Origin of the sequence: Enterobacter sp. MALB-1 (genome assembly GCF_041021625.1) — a bacterium.
Lineage (GTDB): Bacteria > Pseudomonadota > Gammaproteobacteria > Enterobacterales > Enterobacteriaceae > Enterobacter > Enterobacter oligotrophicus.
Genome location: NZ_JBDPJL010000001.1, coordinates 2966202 through 2977110, shown reverse-complemented (window position 1 = coordinate 2977110; position 10909 = coordinate 2966202). Strand labels below are relative to the sequence as shown.

Here is a 10909-nt window from a genome sequence, read left to right as displayed (position 1 = left end):
TTAACGGCGATGACTCTGGCCGGATCCGCGCAGCGAATCCGGCCTTTTTATTGGTCGCGAAAACAATATTTTGACCGGACAAATTTAAGCATTTTTTAGCCAACATTAGGTTAATGACTGCCACAATAATTCCGTTTTTACTTACTTAAGGGAACTAAGAATGAGTTGGAATAAAGAAGTTGCCGTTTCACACCTCCGGTCACACGCTCTTGGTCGCTCGCATAACGAATGTGCGACTTTTACCAGAGAGGCTATAGCGGCAGGCGGTATTCGGCTGGAGAGAACGCTAAACGCAAAAGATTACGGGCCAGCATTACTGCGTGCGGGATTTCGTGAAATCCCGCCGGGTTCAACATTATTGAGCGGTGATGTCGCAGTGATCCAACCCTATCCGGGAGGAAACTCCAGTGGGCATATGACAATATATGATGGGACGCAATGGATCTCCGATTTCAGACAGCGCAGTATGTACCCTGGTCCAGGGTATCGCGCGGCTCAACCGATTTTCAAAATATACAGGATGAATTGATGCGAGCCGCAATAGTGTTATGCGCATGCTTGCTCTCAGCTTGCTCAGTTAAGCCGGATCAGAGCGCGCCGACGCGAGTGCATTCTTTTTACTCCACATATCTGATGTCTCTTACAAGCAGCGACAATGAATATTCGCCGTCTGATCTGCGCGAATATGTCTCTGCTGACACGATTAAGAGACTGGATGATATAGAGTCGATACCCGAACAAGACCTGCTTGGATCTGATTACTTCGCTTATGCGCAGGACTATGATCCCTCCTGGGTTTCGGCGTTAAATGTCGGGCCAGCCAAATCGTTTATGGGGGGGGAGGTTATGCCAGTCTGGATTGGGAGAGAAAACGGTGGAAAAGTAGAGTTGCAGGTATTCGTTCGTCGTGAGGCTGGTGCATGGAAGATATACAGAGTTCGCGATGTAACCGACAACTATGAGCACCCCATATTCAATGCCGGAGCAATTACTCAGGCAAGAGTTGCAGCAGAAAGCGGGCTTTAAACATTAACCATTAAACTTTCAATAAGCCTCGATGCCTGTCGAGGCTTTTTAATTCCATCAACTTCACAAAAAACGATCCTCCCCTTTGATCATCATTTCATCTTCGCCTATATGACTAGTCATAAGTTTTTAAATGACTAGTCATATAGGGAGAGAGCATGAACAATTCGCTGCCAGCCAATTTTTTATGGGGCAACTCGGTGTCCAGCATGCAGACGGAAGGGGCATGGAATGAGGGCGGGAAAGGCATGTCGGTGTACGACATTCGTGAAGCCGGAGAAAACATCTCCGACTGGAAAGTAGCGACCGATTCCTACCACCGTTATCGGGAAGATTTCGACCTGATGCAGGATCTGGGCATGAACTGCTACCGCTTCCAGATCTCATGGAGCCGCGTCTGCCCGCAGGGCGACGGCGAGTTCAACGACGAAGGCATCGCGTTTTATGACCGCTTTATCGACGATCTCATTGCCCGCGGCATCGAGCCGATGATCTGTCTCTATCACTTTGATATGCCGCTGGCGCTGGCGCAGGAGTACAACGGGTTTAACGATCGCCGGGTAATGGACGCCTTTATCCGCTACGGCAAAAAGATGATTGACTGCTTCGGCGACCGTGTGAAGTACTGGCTGACCTTCAACGAGCAGAACATCTTCCATATGCCGGAAGCGTTTCGTATTTCCGGTTATATGAAAGGGGAGAAAACCCTGCGCGAGCTGTACGAGCTGCAGCACCATGCGATGGTGGCGCATATGGCGCTGACCGAGTATCTGCACCAGACCAAACCGGGCCAACTGATGGGCGGTATGCTGGCGCACCAGCTGATCTACCCGGCCACCTGCAAACCGCGCGATATCTTTTGCGCCCAGCAGTATGACGAATTCCTCAACCAGAACCTGCTGCGCGTCTTTGCCGGCCAGGGTTACAGCCCGGCAGTGATGGCGGTGGTTGAGCAGGAAGGTTTTGGCGATATCTATCGTGCCGGGGATTTAGCGCTACTGGCGCGCACCAAAAATGACTTCATGGCCTTCAGCTACTACGCCAGTAAAACGCTGGACAGTGATGCTATTCCGGAAGGCACCCCGGTCAATTATTACCTGCTGCACGGCGAGAAGAACAACCCGTACCTGAAAGCGACCGAGTGGAACTGGCAGATCGATCCGCTGGGCTTTCGCACCATCATCACCCGCTACGCCAACGACTGGCGCATGCCGGTGTTCCCGATTGAAAACGGTATCGGGGTCATTGAGTCCTGGGACGGCGTGAACCCGATTGAAGACACCTACCGAATCGACTATCACCGGGCGCATATCGACGCCATGAAAGCGGCGATGTTCGAGGACGGCGCAGAGGTCATTGGCTATCTCGGCTGGGGCTTAATCGACATTCTCAGCTCGCAGGGTGACATGCGCAAGCGCTACGGTGTGGTCTATGTCAACCGTGAAAACCATGACCTGAAAGACTTAAAGCGTGTGCCGAAGAAAAGCTACGCCTGGTTGAAACAGGTTATTCATACCAACGGACGCGAGATGTAAGCCGTACGCTGCCGGGCCGTTTTTGTGACTGATTGATGGGAAACATCCGCTATGTCTGATACAAAAATAACACCGCATATGCAGTCCTTTGTCGACAGATTTGTAGAGTTCTCGGCGCGCCTGGCAAACCAGGTGCATCTTCGGTCCTTACGCGATGCCTTCGCCACGGTGATGCCGATTTTCATCCTCGCCGGATTAGCGGTGCTGGTGAACAACGTGGTGTTTCCGTGGATCTTTGAAGGCGACACGCTCACGCAGTTTAAGGTGTGGGGCGAGGCGATTATCAACGGCACGCTGAACATCGCCGCGCTGCTGCTGGCCCCGATGATTGCCTGGTCTCTGGCGCGTAACAAAGATTTCGACAATCCGGTCTCGGCAGTGGTTATCGCCGTCAGTAGCTTTATTATCATGATGCCGATGCGCCTGCAGTTGACGCCCGTCGGCAGCGATGCGGCGGTCAACGTTACGCAAGTGCTGACATTCGCCAATATCGGCTCCACCGGCATTTTCGCCGGGGTGCTGATTGGGTTACTTTCAACAGAGCTGTTTATCGCCATTTCGCGGCTCAGGGCGCTGCACATCTCACTGGGGGAAAATGTGCCTCCGGCGGTAAGCAAATCCTTTACCGCGCTGATCCCGACCATTCTCACGCTTTCTTTGTTTGCGGTGCTGGCGGCAGTGCTGGCAAATGTGTTGCATACGGATTTAATCCATCTGATCACCACGTTTATTCAACAACCGCTGCGGCTGATTAATACCAGCCTGCCGGGGACGATTTTCATTTACAGCTTTGGTAACTTCCTGTTCACGCTCGGTATTCATCAGTCGGTGGTTAACAGCGTGGTTCTGGAGCCGTTCCTGCTGATTAACACTAACGAAAATATGCTGGCCTTCGCCAACGGTCAGCCGATTCCGCATATCATTAATAATATCTTTGTGCCGACGTTTGGTATGGTGGGCGGCACCGGCAGTACTATCTCGCTGCTGATTGCCATTTTTATCTTCTCGCGGCAACAATCGGCGAAGCAGGTGGCGCGTTTATCGCTGGCACCGGGTCTGTTTAACATTAACGAGCCGGTGATTTTCGGCCTGCCGATTGTCTTTAACCTGCCGCTAATGATCCCGTTTGTGCTGTTGCCTGCCATCGGTATCTATTTTGCCTGGCTCTGCACCACGCTGGGGTTGATGTCGCGCTGTGTGGTGATGATCCCATGGACCACACCGCCCGTTCTGAGCGCCTGGCTGGCGACGGCGGGGGACTGGCGGGCAGTGGTGGTGCAGTTGGCAATCATTACATTTGGTGTATTCTTCTACCTGCCTTTCCTCAAAATAGCCGAGAGAGTGGCATTGAAAAATAGCGGGACAGCAAACTAATCAGAAGGGAAGGACGATGGCGGCGAAGTACATCACCATAGCGCGGGAAATTAAAAAACGCATTATCAGCCAGCAATATGCCGCCAATGAACCGCTGCCGGACCAGTTTGCGCTGGCGGCGGAGTTCAGTACCAGCCGGATGACCATTCAGCAAGCGATGCGCCAGCTGATCGTTGAAGGGCTGGTTTATACCCGTCAGGGGCAGGGAACCTTTATTCGAAAAAACTTCCTGCAATTGTCGCAGTGGGATCTCTCCGGCAGCGACTATTTTGGCGCGACGAAAACCTGGGAACATCTGGGGACGGTAAGCAGCCAGGTGGTCCATTTCGAGCTGCGCTTCCCGAACGAGAAAGAGCAGGCCTCGCTGATGATAAATGCGGATACACCGATCTATGATTTCATTCGTCTGCGCCTGCTAAACGGCGAGCCGATGTCGCTGGATTCCACGGTGATGCCGCTCAACCTGGTGCCTGGTCTGAATAAAAGCCACCTTGAAGGCTCGGTATTTCAGTACGTTCAGGAGACGCTGGGGTTGAAAATTATGGGCTCTTATCGCGTAGTGCGCGCGTTAAAGCCGAATGCGCTGGATATGCAGCACCTGATTTGCGAGCAAAGCGATCCGGTGCTGGAGGTGGAGCAGGTGATCTACCTTGAAGATGGTACTCCGCTGGAGTATGCCCACTGCCACTATCGGTACGACCACGGCGGGATCGTGATAGTGAATAACGGATAAAAAAAAGCGGGCATCGAAGCCCGCTTTTTTAATGTTTCGCGATTAATTCAAACGCACCGGCATACCGGAACGGTTCTGAATCGCCTGATCAACCACGGCCGTTTCGACATCCGGCTGAGAGGTGACGGTCTGTACCGCACTGGTCAGATTAATCGGTACGATTTCGTTGTTGTTAATCTGGTCTTCGCTGGTGGACAGCGGGTTGTGTACTTCGATGTAACGGCTACCGTCCGGTTCGGAGGTCGCTTTAACCGGTTCGTTAATGAACTGGACGCGGGTGCCGACCGGCACGTTTTCGAACAGGAACTTGATGTCGTCGTTACGCAGACGCACACAACCGTGGCTGACGCGCAGGCCGATACCGAAGTTAGCGTTAGTGCCGTGGATGGCATACAGACGACCAATGTACAGCGCGTACAGACCCATTGGGTTATCCGGGCCTGCAGGCACAACGGCCGGCAGCGGTTCACCTGCCGCGATGTATTCTGCGTGCATTTTAGCCGTTGGGGTCCAGGTTGGGCCCGCTTTCTTACGCTCCACTTTGGTCGTCCAGTTCAGCGGGGTGTCTTTGCCCAGCTGGCCGATACCGATTGGCAGCACGATCACGGTGTTGGTGCCTTTCGGGTAGTAGTACAGACGCATTTCCGCGCTGTTGATCACGATACCTTCATGTACGGTGTCCGGCAGGATCAACTGCTGAGGAATGTTCAGCACCGTACCGGCTTTTGGCAGATACGGGTCAACGCCTGGGTTGGCTTCCAGCATGTTAGACAGACCGAGCTGGTACTGTGCAGCGAAGTATTCCAGCGGCTGAGAGTTGCCTTCCGGCACAATCACCACCTGGTTTTGACCCACCAGACGGCTACCGTCTGTCGGCAGGGGATACGTCACCGCAGACGCGGTCTTACAAAAACCTACTACGGCTAACGCCGCCGCAAAAAGCGTTGTTAATTTCATGTTCATGTTGTGCGAGGTATCTGAGCCACTCTGGCGATTGGTTGAATAAGTCTGAATCTGTGATGGGAGCGCATTATATGTGCATTCCCGCTAACAGGGAATTCAGATGTGTACGAAATCACATTTTTTTCGAATTTGTTAAAGTTTAGTGGATAGTCGCAACACGGGATCTCAATTCGGAATTGTGGCATAAGGCTGTGTTTATCGCACTTTTCACTGCCATCTCCGTGTTAGTTATCAGCAACGTCACACTCTCCTCGATTTTTGACACATAAGCAAAATTGGAGCACTGGCTCGTAGCCAGGCGCATATGCATGTGAGTTCATTCTCCGCATGAGCGCTGAAGTGTGATGGGAACGGTAGAGAGTTTATCATGGGCACTTACAATCGGTTTAGCAGGAGCCAGATGCGGTTTTAAATATCCTTTAAGTAAAGGATATATTTGCTAATCTATTGATAATTATATTGTTAGCCTTAAATGATGATCTTGCATCATCGTGCCTTTGCTAAGTAATCCTTAGTGAAATTGTATCTATAAACTAAGAAAATCTTAGTGAAAGAATTGGGCTGAGGTTTTTATGCTTATAAAAAGGCTGAAAGAAGCACGTCTTAGGGCAGGGCTTTCCCAGGAAAAACTGGGGATACTTGCTGGCATTGATGAGGCTTCAGCCAGTGCAAGAATGAACCAATATGAGAGAGGAAAGCACGCGCCTGATTACGAAATGGCTAATAGATTAGCGAAGGTGCTGCAAGTTCCCGTTTCCTACTTTTATACACAGGAAGACGATCTGGCACAGATGATTTTAAAATGGAGTGAATTAAGTGAATCAGAAAGAAAGACATTTCTACTTTCTGATAAAGACGAGGACTGAATAAGTAAAATTCTAATTTATAATAATCACAGGAATGAATCATGATGAAAGTAGTAAAAATGGTGAAGATCCCGCCTTTAGCTCAAGATGATGATTTGGAATTTGAGGCGCTATCAGAAAAAGGCCAGGTCGGTCATATAAATAAATCTATAGCTCATTGGTTTAGTGATTATTATGCAGGTTATAGTAATCGTTTTAATAGTTATGAATATATACAAAATTATATTCAAAAGGAGCATTTAAATTGGGATTTCGCTCCTAATACTAATGTGATTGCGACAAAATTTTCTGCCCAGTTGAGATCGTTATCTTTAAAAGATTTCTCATTTTTACTGTGTCATACTGGTTATATACCCGAAATATATAAAGCTGACTCAAGCCAGGAAACACTTTACTCTAAATTAGTTGAAGCAATGGTGAATGAGTGGGCTATTCGAATGGGTTTTATCTATTCATCATTGCCTACTCAGAAATCAAGTAAAGAAGATATTACTATTTCGGATGGGAACAATATTATTGTTGCTGATGCTAAATCTTACCGTTTAGGAAGAAGCCAGGCTGCGCCAAATGTAAAAGATGCACTCAAAAAAGGAGATATCGCAAAATGGTTGGCGTATTATGACCAATCCAGGTATAACCGTATCGGTGGGCTTGTTGCATTTCCATCACAACATGACTGGAAGAACGGAAGTGATTTTTATCTATATTTGACAGATAAAAGTTCTCCAATCATCATGTTGTTTTATGAGCATATGGCTTTTATGCTATTAGCAGGCATGAATAAAGATGATTTGTTGGGCTTTTATCGTAATCATAAAGACATTTTCCCGAATGAAGTATTTAATAAAGTTGGATCAAGAAAAATATATTTTGATAAGTTAGAACAACATTTGCTTAATTGTGGAAAATTAAAATGGTCTGAGTTCTCAGAAACTGCTGACGTAATAGCAAGCGAAAAAGCCACATCAACACTTTTATCGTTAAATAATTTCCTGGCAGAGGAAAAAGCGAGGGCTCTTACATGGGCCGAGTCTCTTTCTGCTGATGAGGCAAAAAGGCAGCTAGCTGATATAAAATATCAGCTAGGCAATCAACATCTTTTAAGGCAAAGAGATAATATTAGTTTTTTCAGGAAGCTAATCAAATAAAGATATAGTCTGTTTTGACTTTGAAAGTCTTTCATTCATGATCGAAAAAGTATTTAAATCTTTTTCGATCATAATAAAATCTCGATTTAAATTCATTGCAGCTATTGCGGTTGAGCCGCTACCTGCAAACGGATCTAAAACAACTTGTCCAGGAACAGTAACTAATGAAATTAACGTCTCTAACAATTTTACTGGTTTCTGAGCATCATGAAGCCCACCTTCTTTAGGTGCCATCCCTATCTCAAGTACATTATTAAAATGTCCAGTCATTTCTTCGAACGCAAATTGATTATATGCACCCAGTTTATGCTCAAGAACGTTGTCAGCAATGGTGTGTTTATAAGGTTTGAAACACCATATGATTGGCTCAAAAACAGGTCTTAAGTTACCAATACGCCAACCATCCCAGTGAAGGGACTCTTCCTGCATCCCTCTACGCTCATAAACGATACTTAATCGCTGCGCTCTATGAGTAGCTTTAGGTTTTATCCAGGATAACATGTCTCTGAAGTTAAAGCCGGCATCCTCTAATGCGACAATGCATCTTGGCGCAAATCTTCTGCCAGCAAAAACAAAGGCTGTACCGCCAGGTTTTAAAACCCTTAACCATTCAGATGCCCATGTTTGACACCATTGGTAGTATTCAACTGGAATTTTTCTATCAGCATCTGACCATCCATTAATTGGTTTTCCTCTGCGTTTAAAAACAGCTCCTGCTTGTTTTTGGGCTGGACTGTTTCCTAAGTATGCTGTGTTCGTGTTTTTATGTAATACATCCCAGTCGTCAGCACCTATACCATAAGGAATGTCACTCAGAATAAGGTCTATACTATTAGCTTCTAGTTTTTTTAACTCGTTTATTGAGTCTGCATTTATTAATAACTCTTTGCGCATTTCATTTTAACCTTAAAAAGATGACGAGCGTATATTAACACATGGCAGAGTAACAGTAAAATTCATTAAAACTGCTTGCTGATGTTCACGGTGCCTCCGGTAGTTCATAATATTCGTCATTATATTTTGCCAGTTTATAGCCATCCTCTGGTATTCTAATAATATGGAGTTTTCATATTAATTACATTTTATAAATGTCGAACCCGAATTTTATGTTTGTTCTCTTGTAAATGATTAAATTGTATAAATTTTTTATGAGCTAAAAATATCGTTTTGTTTGATATAAACGATATCGTATGTTTCTCTGTTCCGATCCATCTTTCTCCGTAATTCTCTTCAGGCAAGGGTAACTGATAACACTTACCCGGTCGTTGACAGTCCCCCTGGTTTAGTCAGCAGCGAAGCGATAGAGGTACTGTTTTGCAGGATCGATTTAACGATCTGTAGAGTCATGTCGATGCTTTTGCGATCCGACCTTGCTCGATTGCTTCGGGCGTATCAGCGAGTGAGGGTCTGTTTCCCTCTTTGTATGCTGAGATTCCGAGGTTTTGAAAGCTCTTCTCTGATAGAATCAAAGTATTCGCATGTGCATACTGTTCAGCTCAGCAAGTTCTGTTTGGCGTCTTACCGGAACGCTTCGTTCTTGCTTCTTTGATGAGAATCTTATGTAAGAGTATGCTTATATTTTTTGTTTCATAACCATCTCAGTAACTTACAAGAGAGTATCAATTTTGCTTCTTTGCAACAACGTCACTATGCAGTTTGGCAGTAAGCCGCTGTTCGAAAACATTTCCGTCAAATTTGGCGGCGGCAACCGTTACGGCCTGATTGGTGCCAACGGTAGCGGCAAATCCACCTTTATGAAGATCCTCGGCGGCGACTTAGAGCCAACGCTTGGCAACGTATCGCTCGACCCTAACGAGCGCATCGGTAAGCTGCGTCAGGATCAGTTCGCCTTCGAAGAGTTCACCGTGCTTGACACCGTGATCATGGGACACGCGGAGCTGTGGGAAGTGAAGCAGGAGCGCGATCGCATCTACGCGCTGGCGGAAATGAGCGAAGAAGACGGCTACAAAGTGGCTGACCTCGAAGTACAGTACGGCGAAATGGACGGCTATTCTGCGGAAGCGCGTGCGGGTGAGCTGCTGCTGGGTGTCGGTATTCCTGTTGAACAACACTACGGCCCGATGAGCGAAGTTGCGCCAGGCTGGAAGCTGCGTGTGCTGCTGGCGCAGGCCCTGTTCTCCAACCCGGACATTCTGCTGCTCGACGAACCGACGAACAACCTGGACATCGACACTATCCGCTGGCTGGAGCAGACGCTGAACGACCGCGACAGCACCATGATCATCATCTCGCACGACCGTCACTTCCTGAACATGGTTTGTACCCACATGGCGGATCTGGACTACGGCGAGCTGCGCGTTTATCCGGGCAACTACGACGAATACATGACGGCGGCAACCCAGGCGCGTGAACGTCTGCTGGCGGACAACGCCAAGAAGAAAGCGCAGATTGCGGACCTGCAATCCTTCGTCAGCCGCTTCAGCGCCAACGCGTCGAAATCTCGCCAGGCGACTTCACGTGCGCGCCAGATCGACAAAATCAAGCTGGAAGAGGTTAAAGCCTCCAGCCGTCAGAACCCGTTCATCCGCTTCGAGCAGGACAAGAAACTGTTCCGTAACGCGCTGGAAGTGGAAGCCCTCACCAAAGGCTTCGATGACGGTCCGTTGTTCAAAAACTTCAACCTGCTGCTGGAAGTGGGTGAGAAGATTGCCATCCTCGGTGCCAACGGCGTGGGTAAATCCACCATGCTGAAAACCCTGGTAGGTGAACTGCAGCCGGATAACGGTACGGTGAAATGGTCCGAAAACGCGCAGGTTGGTTACTATGCGCAGGATCATGAATATGAGTTCGAAAACGATCTGACCGTCTTTGACTGGATGAGCCAGTGGAAGCAGGAAGGTGACGATGAGCAGGCGGTGCGCAGTATTCTGGGACGTCTGCTGTTCAGCCAGGACGACATCAAAAAGCCTGCCAAAGTGCTTTCCGGCGGTGAGAAGGGCCGTATGCTGTTCGGTAAGCTGATGATGGAAAAACCAAACATCCTGGTGATGGACGAACCCACCAACCACCTGGATATGGAATCTATCGAATCGCTGAACATGGCGCTGGAGATGTATCAGGGTACGCTGATCTTCGTCTCTCACGATCGTGAGTTCGTTAGCTCGCTGGCGACCCGCGTGATCGAAATTACGCCAGAGCGCGTGGTGGACTTCACCGGTAACTACGAAGATTACCTGCGCAGTAAAGGCATCGACGGCTAAAAACCTTGCCCGGTGGCGCTACGCTTACCGGGCCTACGGGTCA

General features: G+C 48.3%; 10 protein-coding genes. 8 read left to right on the top strand and 2 right to left on the bottom strand.

The features are described 5' to 3' along the window. The first annotated feature begins 160 nt into the window (after nt 1-160). From ABGB15_RS14235 to ABGB15_RS14215, 5 genes are all read left to right on the top strand, one after another. Nucleotides 161-529 carry an NlpC/P60 family protein gene (locus ABGB15_RS14235; RefSeq protein ID WP_215723414.1) on the top strand — a complete coding sequence of 123 codons (369 nt, stop codon included), beginning with the start codon at nt 161-163 and terminating at the stop codon, nt 527-529. Continuing rightward, complete coding sequence (locus ABGB15_RS14230) at nt 529-1026, top strand: YbjP/YqhG family protein (RefSeq protein ID WP_215723415.1); 498 nt, start codon at nt 529-531, stop codon at nt 1024-1026. Before ABGB15_RS14235 ends, ABGB15_RS14230 begins: the two co-directional genes overlap by 1 nt. A gap of 158 nt (nt 1027-1184) precedes the next feature. Beyond that, complete coding sequence (locus tag ABGB15_RS14225; RefSeq protein ID WP_215723416.1) at nt 1185-2561, top strand: glycoside hydrolase family 1 protein; 1377 nt, start codon at nt 1185-1187, stop codon at nt 2559-2561. A 51-nt stretch (nt 2562-2612) separates the two neighbouring features. Next, on the top strand, nt 2613-3935 hold the full coding sequence (locus ABGB15_RS14220; protein ID WP_215723417.1) for a PTS sugar transporter subunit IIC: 1323 nt from the start codon (nt 2613-2615) through the stop codon (nt 3933-3935). 16 nt (nt 3936-3951) lie between these two features. Continuing rightward, nucleotides 3952-4668, top strand: a complete 717-nt coding sequence (locus tag ABGB15_RS14215) for a GntR family transcriptional regulator (RefSeq protein WP_152083976.1) — start codon at nt 3952-3954, stop codon at nt 4666-4668. Between the two features lie 42 nt (nt 4669-4710). On the opposite strand, the gene ldtB is transcribed toward ABGB15_RS14215, so the two are convergent. Beyond that, the gene (gene ldtB / locus ABGB15_RS14210; RefSeq protein ID WP_152083977.1) at nt 4711-5631 is read right to left on the bottom strand and encodes a L,D-transpeptidase; all 921 of its coding nucleotides are present in this window, start codon (nt 5629-5631) and stop codon (nt 4711-4713) included. A gap of 572 nt (nt 5632-6203) precedes the next feature. Here ldtB and ABGB15_RS14205 point away from each other — a divergent pair. Both ABGB15_RS14205 and ABGB15_RS14200 read left to right on the top strand, forming a co-directional pair. Further along, nucleotides 6204-6497 (top strand): helix-turn-helix domain-containing protein, encoded by a 294-nt coding sequence (locus ABGB15_RS14205; RefSeq protein ID WP_215723418.1) that lies wholly within the window; start codon nt 6204-6206, stop codon nt 6495-6497. A 41-nt stretch (nt 6498-6538) separates the two neighbouring features. Next, on the top strand, nt 6539-7645 hold the full coding sequence (locus ABGB15_RS14200) for a HindIII family type II restriction endonuclease (RefSeq protein ID WP_215723419.1): 1107 nt from the start codon (nt 6539-6541) through the stop codon (nt 7643-7645). On the opposite strand, the gene ABGB15_RS14195 is transcribed toward ABGB15_RS14200, so the two are convergent. After that, nucleotides 7634-8539, bottom strand: coding sequence for a site-specific DNA-methyltransferase (locus tag ABGB15_RS14195; protein ID WP_152083980.1), 906 nt, complete (start codon nt 8537-8539; stop codon nt 7634-7636). The genes ABGB15_RS14200 and ABGB15_RS14195 overlap by 12 nt on opposite strands. 731 nt (nt 8540-9270) lie before the next feature. Between ABGB15_RS14195 and ABGB15_RS14190 the strand changes: the two genes are divergently transcribed. After that, the gene (locus ABGB15_RS14190) at nt 9271-10866 is read left to right on the top strand and encodes an ABC-F family ATPase (RefSeq protein ID WP_215723420.1); all 1596 of its coding nucleotides are present in this window, start codon (nt 9271-9273) and stop codon (nt 10864-10866) included. Nucleotides 10867-10909 lie beyond the last annotated feature (43 nt).

Coding starts and splice junctions, on each gene's coding strand:
- ABGB15_RS14215 (WP_152083976.1), top strand. CDS start 3,952: ATGGCGGCGAAGTACATCACCATAGCGCGGGAAATTAAAAAACGCATT.
- ABGB15_RS14205 (WP_215723418.1), top strand. CDS start 6,204: ATGCTTATAAAAAGGCTGAAAGAAGCACGTCTTAGGGCAGGGCTTTCC.
- ABGB15_RS14195 (WP_152083980.1), bottom strand. CDS start 8,539: ATGCGCAAAGAGTTATTAATAAATGCAGACTCAATAAACGAGTTAAAA.
- ldtB (WP_152083977.1), bottom strand. CDS start 5,631: ATGAACATGAAATTAACAACGCTTTTTGCGGCGGCGTTAGCCGTAGTA.
- ABGB15_RS14220 (WP_215723417.1), top strand. CDS start 2,613: ATGTCTGATACAAAAATAACACCGCATATGCAGTCCTTTGTCGACAGA.
- ABGB15_RS14235 (WP_215723414.1), top strand. CDS start 161: ATGAGTTGGAATAAAGAAGTTGCCGTTTCACACCTCCGGTCACACGCT.
- ABGB15_RS14200 (WP_215723419.1), top strand. CDS start 6,539: ATGATGAAAGTAGTAAAAATGGTGAAGATCCCGCCTTTAGCTCAAGAT.
- ABGB15_RS14225 (WP_215723416.1), top strand. CDS start 1,185: ATGAACAATTCGCTGCCAGCCAATTTTTTATGGGGCAACTCGGTGTCC.
- ABGB15_RS14230 (WP_215723415.1), top strand. CDS start 529: ATGCGAGCCGCAATAGTGTTATGCGCATGCTTGCTCTCAGCTTGCTCA.